Origin of the sequence: Alteromonas sp. Cnat3-28 (assembly GCF_022348265.1) — a bacterium.
Lineage (GTDB): Bacteria > Pseudomonadota > Gammaproteobacteria > Enterobacterales > Alteromonadaceae > Alteromonas > Alteromonas macleodii.
On sequence record NZ_JAKREY010000028.1, the window covers coordinates 1 to 19998 of the forward strand.

Annotated in this window: 14 protein-coding genes; 2 read left to right on the forward strand and 12 right to left on the reverse strand. The window is 45.6% G+C overall.

Features of this window, described 5'->3' with window-relative positions; all coding sequences use genetic code 11:
• Positions 1-149 precede the first annotated feature (149 nt).
• The 10 genes from MHM87_RS18515 to MHM87_RS18560 all read right to left on the reverse strand — a co-directional run bounded on the left by MHM87_RS18515 (position 150) and on the right by MHM87_RS18560 (position 16232).
• Complete coding sequence (locus MHM87_RS18515; RefSeq protein ID WP_187446206.1) at positions 150-1466, reverse strand: methyl-accepting chemotaxis protein; 1317 nt, start codon at positions 1464-1466, stop codon at positions 150-152.
• A 283-nt stretch (positions 1467-1749) separates the two neighbouring features.
• On the reverse strand, positions 1750-3348 hold the full coding sequence (locus MHM87_RS18520) for a GGDEF domain-containing protein (protein ID WP_168463605.1): 1599 nt from the start codon (positions 3346-3348) through the stop codon (positions 1750-1752).
• A gap of 4 nt (positions 3349-3352) precedes the next feature.
• On the reverse strand, positions 3353-4870 hold the full coding sequence (locus tag MHM87_RS18525; protein WP_239260608.1) for a 5'-nucleotidase C-terminal domain-containing protein: 1518 nt from the start codon (positions 4868-4870) through the stop codon (positions 3353-3355).
• A 145-nt stretch (positions 4871-5015) separates the two neighbouring features.
• Entirely contained in the window at positions 5016-6002 is a 987-nt protein-coding gene (locus MHM87_RS18530; protein ID WP_239260610.1) for a glycosyl transferase family protein, read from the reverse strand.
• Positions 5986-6969, reverse strand: coding sequence for a uroporphyrinogen-III C-methyltransferase (gene cobA, locus MHM87_RS18535; protein ID WP_239260612.1), 984 nt, complete (start codon positions 6967-6969; stop codon positions 5986-5988). The genes MHM87_RS18530 and cobA overlap by 17 nt, the downstream gene beginning before the upstream one ends.
• Positions 6970-6981: 12 nt before the next feature.
• Positions 6982-9885: a nitrate reductase gene (locus tag MHM87_RS18540; protein ID WP_239260614.1), complete on the reverse strand. Its 2904-nt coding sequence runs from the start codon at positions 9883-9885 to the stop codon at positions 6982-6984.
• Between the two features lie 87 nt (positions 9886-9972).
• Positions 9973-10344, reverse strand: a complete 372-nt coding sequence (nirD, locus tag MHM87_RS18545) for a nitrite reductase small subunit NirD (RefSeq protein WP_014975661.1) — start codon at positions 10342-10344, stop codon at positions 9973-9975.
• A 36-nt stretch (positions 10345-10380) separates the two neighbouring features.
• Positions 10381-12930 (reverse strand): nitrite reductase large subunit NirB, encoded by a 2550-nt coding sequence (nirB, locus tag MHM87_RS18550; RefSeq protein WP_239260616.1) that lies wholly within the window; start codon positions 12928-12930, stop codon positions 10381-10383.
• A gap of 311 nt (positions 12931-13241) precedes the next feature.
• Positions 13242-14807 (reverse strand): SulP family inorganic anion transporter, encoded by a 1566-nt coding sequence (locus MHM87_RS18555; RefSeq protein WP_239260618.1) that lies wholly within the window; start codon positions 14805-14807, stop codon positions 13242-13244.
• 399 nt (positions 14808-15206) lie between these two features.
• Positions 15207-16232 (reverse strand): IS110 family transposase, encoded by a 1026-nt coding sequence (locus tag MHM87_RS18560; protein ID WP_239241826.1) that lies wholly within the window; start codon positions 16230-16232, stop codon positions 15207-15209.
• Positions 16233-16605: 373 nt separating this feature from the next.
• On the opposite strand from MHM87_RS18560, the gene MHM87_RS18565 reads away from it, so the two are divergent.
• Complete coding sequence (locus MHM87_RS18565) at positions 16606-16893, forward strand: hypothetical protein (RefSeq protein ID WP_014948232.1); 288 nt, start codon at positions 16606-16608, stop codon at positions 16891-16893.
• Positions 16894-17249: 356 nt separating this feature from the next.
• Positions 17250-18590 carry a nitrate regulatory protein gene (locus tag MHM87_RS18570; RefSeq protein ID WP_239260620.1) on the forward strand — a complete coding sequence of 447 codons (1341 nt, stop codon included), beginning with the start codon at positions 17250-17252 and terminating at the stop codon, positions 18588-18590.
• 48 nt (positions 18591-18638) lie between these two features.
• Here the strand turns inward: MHM87_RS18570 and MHM87_RS18575 are convergent, their stop codons facing one another.
• On the reverse strand, positions 18639-19283 hold the full coding sequence (locus MHM87_RS18575; protein ID WP_239260622.1) for a nucleotidyltransferase family protein: 645 nt from the start codon (positions 19281-19283) through the stop codon (positions 18639-18641).
• A gap of 2 nt (positions 19284-19285) precedes the next feature.
• Positions 19286-19978 carry a phosphatase PAP2 family protein gene (locus tag MHM87_RS18580; protein WP_239260624.1) on the reverse strand — a complete coding sequence of 231 codons (693 nt, stop codon included), beginning with the start codon at positions 19976-19978 and terminating at the stop codon, positions 19286-19288.
• Between the last annotated feature and the right edge of the window lie 20 nt (positions 19979-19998).

Genomic DNA, 19998 nt, shown 5'->3' on the forward strand with positions numbered 1-19998 from the left:
GAATGTTTCATCGAGGTTTGTAAGTAAAGACATTAAAAAATCCGATACCAGAGACTGATATCGGATTTTGAAGCCTTAAAAAGATCGGTCAACCGATCATGAAAATTTTCTTAACTGATCGGCATTAGTCTGATTGTGTCGCTAATTTTCTAGAGGCGTTTAGTAAATTGCCCGATAGCGTTTACCACTTCATTGGCACCGCTTTGGATTTCGCTCATTGCTTTGCCTGACTGCGTTGAATACTCTAAGGCTTCGCGCGCTTTTTCCTGACCCGCTTCAATTAACTGAACTGCATTTTCTGTTAACTTTCTGTTTTCTACGACGACGTTTACGATTTCTTCAGTTGCGCTACTGGTTCGCGACGCTAGCTGCCTGACTTCATCGGCAACCACCGCGAAACCACGCCCTTGATCGCCTGCACGTGCAGCTTCAATAGCAGCGTTAAGCGCCAATAAATTAGTTTGATCGGCAATTCCGCTAATACTTTTAACCAAGTCCGCAACTTTTTGGGATTGCTCATCTAGGTCCTTAATACCTTCACTCGCATTGCCCATCTGTTTCGTTAATTCGTTCATCGCCTTAACCGTAGAATCGAGCACTTGATTTCCCTTACGAGCTTGCTCTCCAGTTTCTTGCGAAATGTTGAATGCAACGTTGGCGGCTTCGGAAATGGCGAACTCCCGCTTCATTTGCTCAGTGATTACGGTTGCAAACTTAACCACTTTATAAAGGTTGCCATCCTCATTTCGTATGGGGTTATACGACGCTTCAAGCCAAACTTCGTTCCCTCGACTGTCGATACGCTTATAACGCCCCGACTCTAATTGTCCTTGCGCTAGTCCACGCCAAAACTGCTTGTACTCTTCAGAGTTCGCTTCTTGTTCCGTGCAAAAAATCCTATGATGCTTTCCAACTATTTGCTCCAACTTATAGCCCATTGCTTTCAAAAAGTTTTCATTGGCTTTAATTATGCTCCCATCTAGATTGAACTCTATGACTGCGGAAGAGCGATTAAGTCCGGCAAGCATGTCTCTAAGCTCGTTACTGTAAGAAATATTGCGCGTTTGCTCTGCCATATAGAAAGAAATACACTTCACATTTCCATAGGCGTCGTCTATGGGCTGTATGATTCCTCTTACCCAAATCTCATGACCTTTTGCATTGTTGAATCTAACTGCGCCATGCCAATGACGATGATTTTTAATAGCGCCTAGCATATCTTGAACGTCCGATTTTTTGAGCGATTTCGGATCCATCAAGCTTTCAAGAGACTTCCCTTCTAGCTCTGAAATCTTAAATCCTGTTGCTTGAGTATATAGATCATTAATTGCACTTATACGTCCGTCTGCATTCAACTCAATGTACAACATTTCTTCACGAAGCTCTTCCTTAACCGTTTCATGTGCCGCCATTTCCTTTTCCAAACGTTGGTTTTCGGCTATCAACTCTTTATTTTTGAAAAACATCCTGCGCTCCTAATGAACTTCGTTTCACGCATTATTTATCAGCCGACTTAGCTCATAACGAAGCCACCCTGACAAAATAGGCACTGGCGTATCACACTGAAATACGGTTAGTTGTCTGAAACGATAAGCTAGTATTTATTGGTTTTGATTAAAGATAGCAGAGGAAGTGAAGTTTATTGATGTTTCACACAAATAAAACTAAATTTTTTTGTTCAATAAAGATTAAAGATAGCCCAGTTTGGGCATTGACATAAACGCGCTACTTTTTGCTATACAAAAATACTCATGGCAGCGATGAAAACACGCAACGATTCCGGCCGCCCGTTTTGGCGTCGTACAAAGCTCTGTCAGCGGTATTAAGGATCGAAGTTAACGTCCAGTTGTGGTGATTAACGAAATTGACCGTTGCAACGCCCAAACTTGCGGTAATTACGGGTGAAACTGTGCTCTTGCTGTGCTCTATCCCTAATGATTCTATCGCATCTCGAATCTCTTCAGCTTTCACCTTCGCGCCTTTCTCATCGATATTAGGCAGAATCGCTACGAACTCCTCACCACCGTATCGAGCACAGAAATCAGTATTACGGGTAATAACTTCATTAAGCCCAATAGCGACGGCTTTCAGGCATTCATCCCCTTTAGGGTGACCATAATTGTCATTGTAAAGTTTGAAACTATCGACATCCAAGATAATCACCGTCAACGGCCATTCATACCGTTTTGACATTGCTATTACCTTTTCCATTTCCATTTCAAATGCCCGTCGGTTTGGGATGTTAGTCAGCGGATCGCTAAGTGACAAACGAATCAATTCGGTTTCTTGGCTCTTCACTCTCTCAAAATACAGTGCGAAGGTTTTAGCCAGGCGAGATATCTCGTCACTGCCTTCGAAGCTTGCTACTTCTTCACTATTTTTTTCAACCAAGTTGGTTAAAGCAATTAAACGCAGAATAATACGTTTGTAGATATAGAAGATGATGGCGCAACAAATAATCATCACAATTAATGAAAGTGCCAATGACAGGGTTATTTGTTTGGACACAGCCTGGTTGGCAGACAATGCGTAAAATGAGGTGTCTTTTGTGATTGAAGATGCCCTAAACTCAATATTTGACGCGACTTCTTCAGCCAAGTGCTCAACAAAACTGCCTCGCCCTCTTGAACGTCCACGAATACGCATGACATTAGCTTGTTTATCAATCATGCCCCATTTACCTAATACCCCCTCCTCTAGCGCACTTACCAGTTCGCTGCTGCGCTTGTCTAGCGATGTCGCCTCACGCAAGGAAGCGATGCTTTTTTCAATACTGTCCTCTAACTTGCGTAACTCATGCAGTTGGAACTGCTGATTTATTTGGGCAATTTGTAATATCAGAGGAACCAGCGTTTGAGAAGATTGAATACCCTCATACTGCGATTTATTGTCTTCGAAAGTATTGTTCAAGTAGGTAAAGAGTACTTCCCTTTCCACCCGCACTTCTTTTTCAACATCAATTCGCTGACGCACTAATGCGTTTAGTTCTTCTATTTCTAATGTAAGTACATTCAGTTGCGTCGCTAAGTACTTGTCTCCCTGCTCAAGTTTCAAATTGGAGGAATCCAGGCGCTCTATCGTTTCATCTAACTGAGTTTTGACAATACGCCGAGACGATTGGCTCTCAGACGATGTTAATCGCGCAGTAAGTGAAATTAAGTGCTGAACTTCACGAGTAATTTCAGTAGCTTGGCTAAGAGTGGGGATAGAAGACGAGGTGATATCGTCAAGCACTGTTCGCACGTCATTTAAACGCAGCAGCGTCAAAACCAGTATTAAAAGAAAAAATCCCATCACACTGCATTGTGCAATGATAAACAGATACAAAGTCTTTTTCTTATGCTGCATCTGATCACTCGCCTTTTGCCATATTTATTATGCGGTTATCAGTTTTAGGCTTTAAATCGTATTGATTGACGATGGCCTGCATAACAAGGTCTGATATTTGAGGGGGACGTGTGCTCGAGGCCGGACGCTTTTCGGTATTCTTTAACGCATAGAAACCGTCTCCGCCATTGGCCAGAAAGTTACTTGTAGCCAGTGAATAGGTTTTCGATTTATCGATTCGCTTTCCATTAATGGTGACATTTTTTACTCGTTGAAAAACTTTCGCTGAAGGGTCGAAACTATAAGACATACCCGATACATGAGGAAAACCACCTTTTAAATTTTGATATTGCGAAAGCCCCTCTTCCAGAGCTTGAATCAACTGAGCGCCAGTTATATCTAAAGCTACTACATGCGCGCGAAACGGCATTTCGGTGACAATATCTTGCCGAGTAATCGGTGTACCTGCCATATATTGTTTGTTGCCTCGGATACTGCCTCCGTTTATCAAGGCAATTTCAGTATTGGCATAGCGTTTAATGGTATCCGCGACAAAGTTTACAAAAGGATTCTCTTCACTTCTCACTTCTTTGCGCGCGGTCGAAACGGCAATCTTCCATTCGCCAATTTGGATATTTAACAACCGCTTTAGGCGCGCTTCATACTCAATGAGTTGCTCGTTTAACTCAGCATCAGCCTCTATATCTTCTAACGGCTGTTCGGTATACGACGTTGCTTGCCACCCAGCACTTTTCACGAAACTAGCAACGACAGCGGAGCCCTGCTGCGTAAGCACCATGCTATTAGGGTGACGCGTAGTTTCGAGCATATTTTTCTCGTCCAAGCGACTGTCTGTTATAAAAGCGACATCAATAATGCGTTTGTTCAGCATGGTATTAATAAAAGGGAACGGGTAGGAATAGTGAAGCAAAATAATATCTGCGCCTTGCTGTCGCAATCTTTTAGACTCCTCCATGATGGCTTTTTGAGGAGGCGTTATAGTAATATCAGATAATTGGTACTCTTCTATCACTCTCTCATGTAAAACTGATATAACACCAAGAGTTAATTCTTCTTTTTCTACAATCACAGAAGTGTGCAGGCCATCAGGGGAACGCCCCACTCGGTTGTCTATTACGTTGCTGGCTACCAATGGAAAGGCTGCTTCATAAGAACGAAGAGATAATTCATCCTCATAGAAACTAAATTCTCTCTTTGTGACCCCCATCACATCTGGCTCAAGGGAATTGAGAATATCAATAATGTGGGAGCCACGGTCAAACGAGGATAGCGCGCTCGGCCCAATCGAGCCACCGCCGAAAATGAAGAAGACGGTTTCACTAATTTGCCGCTGTTGTTTTACGAGGGTTTGAAGATTAGCGTAACGCCCTGTGCGTGCGTCGCTAATATTAGGCATATCTGCGGTTAGTACGAAAGTTACGCTAGAGGTTGTGACCTGTTCTCGATTTTCAGATACAGCATAACCTGCTCGAAATATGAGCGACAGGCTAGCTAAAAATACGAGCCATTGCGTGATTCGCATAACACCACTTAAGGAAAACTTGTTATTACTATTAACAAGTATAGCAACGATTAAGTCAATGCGACGATTGGCTATTTTTCCTTAAAAAGAAGGGCTTTATATCAAGCAATATAGATAATTGCCCGCTCGGAAAACGCAGGTGACCTTAAAATGGCGTTGCGCTTTTATCGCGCTGTGCCCAAAGCTGCCTTGCCTGCGATAGGGCATCTGCGACATCACACTTTTGTAGCAGCACTAAATAGCTGGCAAGTGTACTCAAAACGGCTTGTTCACCGTAAAGGCTACTCGCGTTACCCGCCCACACATCATGCATGTCGTTAACGTTCATGTCTTTATCTTTAAGCGCCCATTTGTCAGCAACCACCGGCATTATTACTTCTTCGGTCTCACCATTTCTGGTAATAAATAGCTCAGTTTCCCGTTCACCATTAACTTCAGGATCTCCGCCATCACCACGAAAACAAAGCGCATCTATAGATGGATAATTTTCATTAACGCGGCAGTGTTTGTGGTCAAGATGCATATGGTAAACGCCCTGTACGCAAAATTGTGCAGCGGTGGGATTCAACAACCTTGCGAGGGTGTTAGCGCATGAACGCAGGCCAAATACCTCACGAAGCTTAATAATTGTGTCGAGCGCAGGCAGCAAATAAGACAAATCAAGGTAAGTCACCCCTTTATCCGTTAACTGCTGTTTGGCATCTTCAATACTGCTAACTTCAGACAGGCCCAATTGGGGTAACGCTATACTTGCATAAAGGCGTCCCGAACCCGGTTCATGCGCACCGTGGAGCATAACCGAGTAACCATTGTTGGCTAGAACCGCTACGGCCAATAAGTACCACGGTAACTGCCGACGCTTTCCCGCGTAGCAGCCAATATCTAACGTGGGGGTGAGGTTTTTAACTTCTGGCTCTATCAGCTCTCTGCATGCATCGACAAAGCCAATAACTTCTTCTGGTGTTTCTTCACGGGTACGCAGCAACATAAGAAATGCGCCGCGTTGATCGCCTGTCACTTCATTGGCCAATACCATTTTCATGGCATGATAAGCCTCATCACGGGTAAGGCTACGCCCCCCTTTTTGACCTTTTCCAATAATTTTTATGTATTCACTAAATGGTTGCTGCATGCTTGGATGAATGTAATAGAAGAGTATTTACCTGTTGACGAGACTCTACCACCTTTCCAAATATAAGTAACGTAGGCCCCGTTAAATTTGCTGCTTCTACCTTGCTATGAATATCGGCAAGCACGCCAGTAATCACGCGCTGTTCAGGCGAAGTGGCATTTTCAATTGCCGCTACTGGCCATGTGGTTGGCACGTTGTGATGAATCAAGCCTTTGCATAGCCCTTCAAGTCGGCTTAGCCCCATATAAACCACCATGGTTTGCTTCAATACATTTTGCGCCATGGGTGCCATCTCTGGCCATTGATCCACGTCCTTAAAATGTGCGGTCATAAAACTCACCGACTGAGCACAACGCCTGTCGGTTAAAGGGATCCCCGTATAGGCTGACACACCCGATGCTGCCGTAATACCAGGAACAATAGCAAAAGGAATGTTGGCTTTTGTGAGTGCATCGGTTTCTTCGCAGGTTCTTGCAAATAGGGCTGGGTCACCGCCTTTTAACCGCACGACAGTGTGACCGTTGCTTGCCAATTCAACCACTCGCTTGCATATAGCGTCTTGGGTAAAGCTGTGCTTTTTACAGCGCTTCCCGACATACTCTTTCATCACCTTAGATGGAATCAGCGCAAGAATATCTTCGCTGACTAAGGCATCGAACAGTACGATATCAGCTTGTTGTAATAGACGAAGCGCTTTCAGGGTAAGCAACTCGGCATCACCAGGGCCAGCACCGACGATGAACACCTGCCCTTGTTTATGACCTTCATTTTGCCTGTTTGCTAACTTCAACCACTTGCCAAAGTATGAATGCTTAGCGGAAGTTTTCGAATCATCGAGGCGCTGGCGTGTCGTCACGGTCGTGACCGTGGTAGAAATAGCATCGCGATAAAAGAGGTTTAACAAAGGTTTCTGCGATTTAAATAAGGTGCGCAAAAACGGTAACGACCAACTAGATGCAATTGACATGATTTAACGCTCCTAAACAGATTGAATTTCAATGACTAAATGCTTGTCTATCAGCTGAGACAAGGCGGGCTTACACGAGCCACAATTCGTACCACACTTTAATGCTTCACCAAGCTCTGCCACCGAACTACAGCCTTCTTCGATGGCATGTGTAATGGTTTTTTCGCGCACTTCAAAGCAGCTACAAACTACATCACCATTTAAAAATGCGTCGTCTACTTGGCCACGTATTAAATTGCGCTGTATATCTGTAGAAACAGATGTGTTGAGAAGGCTGGCAAGCCATTCGTTAGGTACTGACCATGTGTTTTTTGAATGTGGCGCTACCTGCGCTGTTGAATGTGCGTCTGCTGGTGACCTTGCTGCCTTTTCTGGCTCATCGCCTAAAAACGCCGCGAAACAGAGAGTATCATCGACAAGCGCAAGGCATACTGAGTATGTATGATGATGAAACTGCAATAGCACCGCGTTTTGCGGCAGCAGAGGTATCAACCCTTGGGTAAAATCTCGACGACCTTTGTTCGAAGCAACATTCATTACTGATAATGCTGCATCCGAGTTATTTAAAGGTGAAGACGCCTCTGTGCTTTCAAGCGGTGTCGTATTCCAGTAATCACACGCATGCTTTAGTGCGTCTTCACTAAAGGGATTAAGTTTTGAATTATGTGCTGACTGGTTTACTGATGAAACAAAGAGCTTGCCGTAGGTAGCGAAATGAGCAGGCGCGATAGCTACCGCCGCGTGTTTTAACTCTGGCTGCCCTGATATAGGGTCTACCGCGCTGGCGTAAAGTGCGCCTAGTTTACTGTGAGAACCCCATTGCGCCGACCAGTGAATGGGAATGAATGCTTCCCCATTGCGCATATCCGTATCCATTTTTACCGGGTAGATAACAGGAGTGTCTTTACATACTGCACTTGAAAGAGAAACGAGGCTTCCGTCTTCAACGCCCAATTCAGCAGCGTCTTTAGGGTTGATATACACGTTAGCACTTGGCATATGAGCCAGTAACTTTGCCGCTTTACCCGTGCGTGTCATAGTATGCCACTGATCTCGCGCTCGCCCGCTGTTCACAACAAAAGGATAAGCGTCTGATGTTACCTGCAGTGGCGCTCTGTAAGTTACGGGAATAAGTTTAGCTTTGCCACTAGGGGTTGAAAACCGTTTATCTTCAAAAGGACGTTTACTGGTAAGGCGAGGGTTAGGGTTAGATTTAGAATTAGAACCGGCCGTATTCTTAGCTTTTATAACTATGTGAAAAGGCCACTGCAAAGGCGATAGCCCATTGTACTGAACTTCACTTAACGCTTGTAAAGGTGACAGGTCTAGCTGCCGCTTACCGTTATTTTGATAGCCGGTTAGCCCAGCGTATTCGCAGAATATTTGTGACGGATGGGTAAAATTAAATGCCTCGCCAAAGCCCATTTTACCCGCCACTTCGCATAGTATTTGCCAGTCGTGTTTTGCACTACCTGGTGGAGGCAATATACCGCGCTGACGTGAAATACGGCGCTCTGAGTTTGTCACCGTGCCGTCTTTCTCCGACCACCCCGTGGCAGGAAGGGCAATGTGCGCGTAGTTAAGCGTATCGTTAGACTCAACAATATCAGACACCACCACCATGTCACATTTAGAAAGTGCGCGTTCAACTTGACCGCGATTTGGCATACTGACAACGGGGTTCGTCCCCATTATCCAAACGAATTTTACCTTTCCACTCTCAAGTGCATTAAACAAATCAACAGCTTTAAGCCCCTGCCCTTTGGGCATAACAGGGGCATTCCAATAGGTTTTAACAGCGCTGATATGCTCAGGGTTTTCAAGGTCCATATGTGCAGCGAGCATATTGGCTAACCCACCGACTTCACGCCCTCCCATGGCATTTGGCTGGCCAGTAATTGAAAACGGACCACAACCGTCTTTAGCAATTAAATCCATTGCTAAATGACAGTTGATAATGGCTTGGGCTTTATCCACACCAGCAGAAGACTGGTTCACGCCCATAGAATAAAAAGTAACTACGCTAGAGGCTTTGCAGAAGGCATCAAAAAAGGCCTTAATACTGTTAACGTCCAGGTCGCATACTTCAGCAACGTCATCTAACGTTAAGGCATTTGCACTTTTGAGCGTTTCTTCAAGTCCCTCGGCATAGGTCTCAACGGCGGATTTGTCTATTCGACCTTGTGCGTTTGCATAGCTGAGTAAACCGTTAAATAGGGCTACGTCGCTACCCGGTTTTATAGGAAGGTGTAAATCGGCAATGGTACAGGTTTCGGTTTTGCGTGGGTCAACAACAATGACCTTCATATTCGGATTTTTCAGCTTTGCTCGCTGAATGCGTTGAAAAAGCACTGGGTGCGCCCACGCCGTATTACTCCCGGTGATCACCAGTAAATCTGTACACTCTAAGTCGGTGTAATCGCAAGGCACTACATCTTCACCGAACGTACGCTTGTACGCGGCAACGGCTGATGACATACACAGGCGTGAATTCGTATCGATATTGGCACTGCCGATGTAACCTTTCATAAGCTTATTGGCAATGTAATAGTCTTCGGTGAGAAGCTGACCTGATACATAAAAAGCAACGGCATCCGCGCCATACTGCGCAATGGTAGAGGTGATCTTATCCGCAATCACATCGGTGACCGTGTCCCAATCCACCGATTGACCTGCCATGGTTGGGTGAAGCAAACGTCCGTTTACGTCGTTTGTTTCAAGCAGGTTTGTTCCTTTAACACACAATCTTCCATAATTGGCGGGATGCTCTGGCGTGCCTTTAACAGTGTCCAGGGTTATGGCACGCGGGCTTACGTTGCAACTGATATCTACACCACACCCTACGCCGCAGTATGGGCATGTTGTTTGTCTTAATTGTTCAGACATCATGTCGGGTTGTCGTGTAGGCATATTCATTTCATTACCTTTTTCGATTTCACAGCTTTTGAATGCATTTGGCTAGAAGGCTTTTTTCATGTGGGCGTTCAAATAAAGGCAGTTTGCTTAAACGCCGACAAAAACCTTTTCGCCCTCTACCTTCACAGCGTAAGCCGTGACGGAAACATCGTCGTGTTCTTTACACAGCCCGGTTTCTAGAAAGTAATGCTCTTTGTATAGAGGCGAAGCAACAACAGGCGCACCGCCTATCGAACCCAGAAGTCCGCGATAGAGTACGTTTGCTTTACCAATAGGGTCGTAGTTACTAATGGCGAAAACCTGGGTTTCGCCGTTTATCTTCAAACTGAAAATTGCCACTTGCTGTGAGTCGACAAGGGCGCAAACCCCACTGTTTGTCACTAAGTCGTTCGTCTCACAAACATAGTGCCATTGCACTTGTTGTGGTTCTGACGCCATTACATTTTGCGCTGCTGACATAATTTGATTCTCCTAACAGGGTTGATAAGCCAGTGGCTATACCATAGAGACAGGAATGAACTGATCTTTACCTGCTACTTTTTCAGCTTCAGTAGCTGGGCGAACTTGGCCTCGCTCTGAAACAAACTGAATATTGGTGTCGCTAGCATTGCTGTTTACGAATTGACGGAAACGCTTGCGCGACTCAGGGTTTTCAATGGTGGTTTTCCATTCGCACTGATAAGCATCAACCACAGCATCCATCTGTGCTTCAAGCTCACCATTAATGCCAAGAGCATCGTTTATCACAACGTCTTGCAAGTAAGCTAACCCACCTTCTAAGTTGTCCATCCACACCGATGTGCGCTGTAGGCGATCAGCCGTTTTCACGTAAAACATCAGCACGCGGTCGATGTACCTAATAAGGGTTTCGGTATCTAGGTCGGTGGCAAACAGGTCTGCATGTCGAGGCTTCATGCCGCCATTCCCGCAAACATACAGGTTCCAGCCTTGCTCGGTAGCAATAACGCCAATGTCTTTGCTTTGGGCTTCTGCGCACTCACGGGTACACCCCGAGACGGCAAATTTAATTTTGTGCGGCGCACGTAAGCCTTTATAACGATTCTCTAAGTCAATGGCAGTGCCAACAGAGTCCTGTACACCGTAGCGGCACCATGTGCTGCCCACACACGATTTCACGGTACGCAGTGCCTTCGCGTAAGCATGGCCGGTTTCAAAACCGCCAGCGACCAGTTTTTCCCAGATATCCGGTAAGTGCTCTACGCGCGCTCCAAATAAATCAATGCGCTGACCACCTGTGATCTTGGTGTACAAGTTGTATTCTTTTGCCACTTCACCGAGCAGAATCAACTTCTCTGGCGTTATTTCGCCACCAGGTACACGCGGTACAACGGAATACGTGCCATCTTTTTGCATGTTACCAAGGTAGATATCGTTGGTGTCTTGCAGAGGAAGATGTGAAGCCTTAAGAATGTAGTCGTTATACACCGAGGCTAAAATTGAGCCGACAGCGGGCTTACAAATTTCACACCCTAGACCTTCACCATGCTGCTCCAGTAGCTCGTCAAAGGTGCGAATGCCGTTTACCTTAACAATGTGAAATAGCTCTTGTCGGGTATGGTTGAAGTGCTCACAAATGGCTTTTGATACTTCCACACCGCGCTTTTCAAGTTCGCTATCCACAACATTTTTAAGTAAGGCAGCACAACCTCCACACCCTGTGCTGGCTTTGGTTTCGCCTTTTACATCGCCAACGCTACAACAGCCGCCTTCAATGGCTGAAACAATATCGCCCTTTGTCACATTTAGGCATGAACAAATAGACGCGGTGTCTGGGAGTGCATCGGCACCTAGTGCTGGTGCCGCATCAGAAGATGGTAGGATCAGACTTTCTGGGTGTTCAGGTAATTCGATATTATTAAGCGCATACTGTAGGAGCGTGTCGTAGTCGCTGGTATCGCCAACGAGTACAGCACCAAGTACATACTTTTGTTCGCTATCGACTACCAGCTTTTTGTACACGCCTTCTGGCTGATTTAAATAGGTGTAGCTAAGCGCACCGACTGTGCGTTCATGAGCATCGCCAATTGAGCCCACTTCCACACCCATTAGCTTGAGTTTGGTACTCATATCTGCGCCAGCGAACTCGGCATCGCCGCCGGTTATATGACTTACAGCCGTGCGCGCCATGGTATAGCCAGGTGCTACCAGGCCAAATATTTTGTTATCCCACAGCGCACATTCACCCACAGCGTAAATGTTTGGGTCAGACGTCACGCAGTGATTATCAATGACAATACCGCCGCGCTCACCCAGTGTTAGCGCTGACTTTCTGCCGAGCTGGTCGGAAGGTCGAATACCGGCAGAGAATAAAATCATGTCAGTTTCTAGTGCAGTGCCGTCAGCAAACACCATTTTATAGCGGCAGGTATCACCGGCCTCAATAGTTTGCGTTGCCTTTTGGGTGTGAACCGTAACGCCCAATGCTTCAATTTTGTCCTTGAGAACGTTACCACCTGCTTGGTCTAGCTGAACCGCCATAAGCTGCGGGGCAAACTCAACCACGTGGGTGTCGAGACCGGCTTGCTTTAATGCGTTAGCGGCTTCTAAACCCAACAGCCCACCACCAACAACAACCCCTACTTTGCTCACTGCTGCTGAAGCTTCAATAGCGAGTAGATCGTCTATAGTACGGTACACCAAGCAATGCTCTTGATCGTTGCCAGGGATGGGTGGCACAAATGGGTATGAGCCCGTAGCTAACACAAGCTTATCGTAGCTAAACACCTGCCCTTCAGAAGTCGTCACTTTATAATTGTCACGGTCTATATCGGTAACCAAGGCATTGGTAACTACGTTTACGCCCCACTCGGCGTACTGAGCGGGTGTAGTGAGCGCTAAGTCATCAGCACTCGCGCCGCTAAAAAAAGACGACAGATAAACGCGGTCGTACGCAAGGCGTGACTCGCCGCATAAAACGGTTATTTCTACATTGGCATCGCTTTGGTGAAGCTGCTCAACAAAATGATGCCCCACCATGCCGTTGCCTACGACGACAATTTGCGGTTTTGAGTCCAATGAAGTCATGGTATTCCCCTTTTTTCGGGACAAAAAAAAGCCCGCTTCAACTTTCGTTGATGCGGGCTTCGTTGCCTATTTTGCCAACGGTTTAGGTCGGCTAACACATTTTACGGAGTGTTATAAATCACACAATTTTCAGCGATTGACACAAATCACCAAAACACACTTTACGTTTATAGCTATCCAAGTTCAGTGCCAAAACCGTAAGCAATTGTTTTTATTTGATTTACTACAAAATAAGCATTATTCAGACTTCACAACTGCACCAAACAAACGCAAAACTGTGTTTACTTGGTGCATTAAGGCTTTCAAATAACTTAGGCCAGCTTATCCGTCGCTACGCGGTAGCGAGGGTCTTCAACCACATTAATTTCAACAAACTTATCGGCCTTGCGAAGCAGTGAGCGACACTCATCACTGATATGGCGAATGTGTAGCTTTTTACCCTGCTCTTCGTATTTGTCAGCAAGGGTATCTAGCGCATCGATACCTGATGAATCCCAAATGCGAGAGTCTTTAAAATCAATAACTACATCATTAGGGTCGTTGGCGATATCAAACAGGTCTTTGAAATGCGATACCGAGCCAAAGAACAGCGGGCCGTCTAGCTCATAGACTTTCCAACCGTCGTTATCGATATGGGATCTCGCTTCAATATGACGAGCGTGTTTCCATGCAAACACCAGTGCAGAAACGATAACACCCACCACAACCGCAATAGCCAGGTCAGCGATAACGGTAACGCCTGTTACTAGGAAAAGTACGAACGCATCTTCTTTGTTTACGCCGCGAATAATTCTGAATGACGCCCACTCAAATGTAGCGATAACCACCACGAACATAACGCCAACAAGGGCAGCGAGAGGAATCATTTCAATTAGCGGAGCTGCAAATAGAATAAAGCCCAATAATACAACCGCCGCGGTGATACCAGACAAGCGGCCACGGCCACCAGAGTTAATATTAATCATACTTTGGCCAATCATGGCGCAACCGCCCATACCGCCAAAGAAACCGTTTACGGTATTTGCAACACCTTGGCCAACGCATTCTTTGTTGCCGCGTCCGCGGGTATCTGTCATTTCGTCAATTAATGAAAGGGTAAGAAGCGATTCAATAAGACCAACCAAGCAAAGAATGACTGAGGTAGGCAAAATGATCATGAAGGTTTCCCAGGTGAACGGCACCATAGGAATAGCAAAGCTAGGAAGTTCACCCGCTAGCGTCGCAGTCTCGCGCTGGTCAGCTGGTAGCAAATCGCGAACAAAGTCGATTACAGTGCGCGCTTCAAGGTCAAGACCATGTACTAACAAGGTCACCGTAACAATCGCTACAAGCGACGCCGGTACAGCTTTGGTTAGCTTTGGCAATAAATAGATAATGGCCATGGTTAGCGCCACAAGACCTAGCATCCAATATAACAGCGTACCTTCCATCCACTGTAATTCACCCGCTGCGTTGATCACTTTGAACTGGCCTAATTGCGCCAAGAAAATAACAATTGCCAAACCATTTACGAAGCCTAGCATTACCGGATATGGGACCAGTCGTATAAACTTTCCGAGCTTGAAAATACCGCACATTATTTGCAGTAAACCAGCCAAAATAACCGCGGCAAATAAATACTGCACGCCGTGTTGGGCAACCAGTGCCACCATTACAACGGCCATGGCGCCGGTAGCACCAGAAATCATTCCTGGTCGGCCACCAATAGCGGAAGTGATTAAGCCCATCATGAAAGCCGCATAAAGACCAATCATTGGTTCTACGCCGGCCACAAATGCGAATGCAACGGCTTCAGGGACCAAGGCAAGCGCCACGGTAATACCTGATAGCACGTCGTTTTTAACGTTGCTGTCTTTACTGGTAATTAAATCGAACATGTTCTCTCAGAAGCTAAGATGTTAAACACAACAACCCACCATGGCGTACACCGCGTTAAAGCAGAACACCAAGTAGGTAGGAGATTTTTTCGGCGATTCTATCACCATTGTAGCGCAAAATCTTTTAATAGATTGTTACTAGGGCCTGTATATGGTCTCCCCCTTTATTGCAAGAGTAAACATGCTGTTTGACTAAAATGGTTTGCGTCCGTATATCCGGCTTCTCGTTGAAGTATTTTCACTTCGAGCCTCGATGAACTTCGCCCATATCGTCCTTATCGTTGACTCGGATTAATAATCCACACGCCCTATCAGGTTTTCGATATGTCGGTTTAACCGTATTGTCATCACGTTATGTTTATTCAGCAATCCTTGGAAGTGAACTGGTTCATTATTAACTTAAGCGGTTGTCAACTCAGGCTGATAATCGCCACCTTGTGCTAATAGTGCCCAAGCTATTCGGGCCAACTTGTTAGCCAGTGCAACCGCGGCTTTGTTTCTCCCCCGCGTTTGCTCTATTCGCTTTATCCATTGAGACAATGGTGTCTCTTTATGTTTACTCACTCGCATGACAGCCCTGGCACCATGAATGAGTAAGGTTCTTAGATAGCTATCTCCACGCTTACTAATCCCCTGTAGATTATGCTTGCCTCCTGAGCTATGTTGTTTGGGTACCAGCCCCAATGATGCTGAGACTGCCCGGCCATTCTTAAACTCACTGCCATTGCCGATATGTTGATAAAGCGCACTGGCTATAATTGGACCAACTCCGGGAATACTTTGTAGCCGTCTACAAGCTTCGTGTTGGCTTAGTTGTTTAATTTTCTTTGTATACCAGTCCAGGTGCTCATCCAGCTCTACAAGCTTTTGATAGTGTCGCTCTAACAGTTCTTTGAATAATTCACTCAAACCATTCTCAACCTGCCGGTCAAACAACTCAGGCAGTGATTTATACACATGGTTTATGCCTACCGGAACAATTATTCCGTACTCATTGAGCAATCCCCGTATTTCATTACAGTTGGCGGTTCTATCCCGTTCACACTTCTTTCGCATCACGTGTATCGCCTGAATATCTTGTTGGGTTTGCGTTTTCGTTCGCACAAACCGCATCTCGGGGCGTACAACTGCTTCTGCTATCGCCAGCGCATCATTAAAGTCCGTCTTATTACCTCGCACATACGCTTTTACATGCTGTGGTGCGATTTGTTTTACCTGATGCCCATACTTCGCTATTTCTCTCGCCCAATAGTGCGCACTGGCACATGACTCAACTCCCACCAAACAGGGGGATAGCTCACTAAAAAAATGCAGTACCTGATTTCGTCTTAACATTTTTTTACGCACAATCTTGCCTGCCTGATTACAGCAGACTAAATGGCTCACACTTTTTGCTAAATCCAGTCCAACCGTTGTAATATTCATTTTGGTCTCCTCACCTTGTTAACTTGATTGTTCAATTCCAAGTTTGGCACATTGCGATGCCGTTTGAGGGGGGAGACCATTCCATCGTTGAACGTTGATGTGCAGCAAAGATCAACAGGCCCCAGTCCGAACTACTTGGCGCTTACGTGATAAGCGCAGGGCTCTTTGCCCCTTTCCTAATGCTGTGAGCTTGTCAATTTTTCATGTACGGTCTCAGGGCTTAATTTAATAGCGAATGCTGACAAATTGCATCGTACATGGCATCGTATAATGGTTTTTATTAACCGCGTCGTTCAATGCGCTTCGATTTCTAATACGGGGCTACGGTAAGACGTCGCAATAAGGCACAAGTCTTATTCAACGAGGAGTTAAAGTGGTACCTTATATTCTGACTATTTTGTGCGTGCTAGTGGCAGGCGCTATTCATTGGATGTCGCCGAAGGCTTATTGGAAAGCCACTATCATGTCGACCGCCGTTATTTTACTATTTTCTGTAGCAGCATTGTTCATCTTTAAAGCATCAGGAATGCTGGTTAGCGAGCACACTGGCGAGAATGCTGACTTTTCTGGGCAAATGTTAACTATCACCACAATGATTGCCTTCTTCGGTTTCTTAATTTCACTGTTTGTAGGTTGGTTTCTTCGCGTAGTCAGAAACTAATCCGGAAAGCAAAACCACATAGTTTGCGAGGCTGCACCATTTTGGCGCAGCTTCTTCTCTCTCAACTTCCCTCTTAACGCCGCTAACCTTCCCGTCCCCCCTTATAAAGTCACCTTAAATAAAAGTTCCAGCCGAACCACATGCCGCGAAATGTCAGCACTCCGGGCGTTTTTGTTCATTCTAACGCTTATCTTCATTAATTCTAATAAACAGGGCATAAGTGTTGCTTGGTACACGTATTGCTCTGCTGAGTGCAGGGGGCTAAGAGCAAAGAGTTTCAAAAAACGTTTCGCCAATAGATGCACTCATCAATAGAAAATTCGAAACGTGTGTACCGAAGATTAGCAGGCCTTAACATGCTTCATGAACCAGAACAGACCATTGCGCTTTGTAGCGACGCCACTAAGCGCTTTTTGCTAGCGGCCAAGCACGCCGAAATAACCGTGCTTGAGCAACTATCTAGTAATTGTCGAATTGTAATTGCCGTTCGAGAACTTATTCATGAACAGCAAAAAGAGCGTGGGGCCAGCAATATCTTTCTTGCTTCAAAAGGCGAGCGTTATGCCGCTGAGCGAATGCAGTACGTCAGTGCTAGCGAGCAAGCGGAGTCAATGTTGAAAAGCCACTTGAAATCGCTCTACCTGACAGATGAGATCACAACGGGTAACCCGCGGTTGTTGAGCAGCATTACACTTGCTATGCAGGCGACGGACTACCTGCCCAGACTGAGAGAACAAGTAAGCAAGCAGCTGCTGACACCACTGGAATCTACACGAGCATATAGTCGTCTAGTTGCCAGTTTGCTTACGGTTATTTTTGAAGCGGCAGATATTGCAAGCGACCCAACAATCACTCGCTTATTGGTTGCACTGTTCAATTTTATGCAGGCAAAAGAATACGCTGGGCAGGAGCGGGCGTGGGGCGCTATTGGTTTCGCAGAAACTCATTTCGATGTTCGCCTTTGTGAAAAGCTGGCCGCGCTTCAGCATGCCCAAGAACATCACTTCAGTATATTCTGTGAGTTTAGCTGTAAGCCGCATAAAGATGCATTAGACGCGTTGAACAAAAGCCCTGCTGCAATCGATATTACACAGCTTAGAAATATGATTGCACAGCTTGGTGACGGCAGTCCGATTGCCGGAGAAATATCGGAAGTTTGGTTTGATGTAGCAACACGTCGAATGGATGCAATGCAGACTATCGAAGTGGCGCTCACTGAGGCCCTTACTCAGCAAGCTAACATTAAAGTGGCCGATGCAAAAAATGAGATGGCCAATCATCAGCAGTTGCTTACGCGCTTCAATGATGAACACGCCACTGATGGCTCACCGCTCACCTTATTGTTCGATCCAAGTATGCCTGGACTCGCGGAAGACACCAAAGAAGACGAAATCAAAACGCTATCACTTAACGAGCAAACGAAGACTTTATCTGCTCACCGCTCTTTTTATGATTTACTGCGTTCACAGGCCCAACACATAGAAGATATGGGTCGGGAGCTCGAAGAGGCCAAGCGTGCAATACAGGAACAAAAACTGATTGGGCGAGCAAAACTGGTAGTAATGGAGCAATTCGGATTAAGCGAAAATAACGCGTATCGGCGACTGCAAAAACAAGCTATGAGCGAAAATACGACCATAGCGGCTATTGCCGCTAAGATAGTAAACATTACAACAAAGACTACTGCTCAAAGGTAGCTACTCTCAATTGAGTCACTTCTAGTTTAATTAAGCGCGTTCTAGCTCTTAAGAAGAAACTAAAGTCAACAAAGGCCAAACAGTAAGCCAATTCTTAGAAGCAAGTCGCTGTTTAAAAACTTCGGGCCTTGGATATTTTGGGTTAATACTTATGGTGCCTGCGAAGTTTGCTTCCAAACCAAATGGCGCGAGTATGTCTAAATCATCATTGGCTAAAAGACGAACCGCAACACAGGTTTCCCGTTCTATCCAATAAGAAATAGCGTCGTGGCAATTTTGATAGGGAGCGTGCTCGTGAGCTACGTGCATACGCGCTTGGTTTTTAACTTGCCAATTAGCTTGAGGAACCATACGCGCTAGCTCGCGTTCTATGGCTTGTTCTTGTGCTTTTAGCCCTGGTTTGACGGCTGCAGAATTTGGTGAGTAAGCTTGCGGTTGAGGTACTGATTCCAATGTATTATCGGCACTCGCAACACTTTGCGGCGGATTAATTCCACCACTAAAGTAAATCACATCAATATCGTTAAGCGGAGTTGGTGTCGCTCTTGCGTGTAACTCATCCCATATGGCATTTCGAACAAATCCAGCACCAATGTACCCTTGCGGTAAATCGAGCGCTCTCAAAGCGCGAAGGCAACGCATGCGAAAAGGATCCCGCTTAATAATGTCGCCTAGCCGTTTGAGATCTTGCACGTTTAACCTTCGCCTTTTATACGCAGTTTGCGTTTCCACTTGATGATATAAAAGCAAAAGGCAGCCATACTGCCACCAGCAAACCACCCTGCAATAATGTCGCTAGGCCAATGCACGCCCAATAAAATGCGGCTTAAGCCAATACAAAATACAAGAAAGGTGGCTGCCATGTAGATCCACACTTTTACTGAAGCGTTTTGCGTGAAGTACGTTAACAAATAGGCGATATAGAAATAAACAAGCGTAGATAAGGTAGCATGTGCAGAGGGGAAGCTTTGTGTATACACACTTACATCCTGCATGGGCAGCGGAGGACGAGGCCTGTCGATGCCAGCTTTGAGTAAGAAAGTCGTTAAGATCCCCACGGCAACAGCAATCAAAAAAGTCAGTGCCTTTTTCTTTTCACCGGCCATCGCCAAGGCTCCGGCAACTGAAATCGTGACAAAGATAAGTGCCGTATTACTGCCTAACGCGGTGATATCGCGAAGCGCGTCTTCTTTCCAACCCGATACATTGCCTGCTTCACTAATTACATTGAATAACGCATCGTCAAACGTAGTCAGCACGCCCATGTAGACAAACAACATCATAAGCAAAAAACCGGTGCCAAGTAGTAACACCTGAATAGAGGGTGTTTTAATGATGTCTAAGTAAGAGGCTAGCGCGCCGCTGTTTTTTGTTTCACTGCTTGTCATAAATCTACTTCCATTTAGTA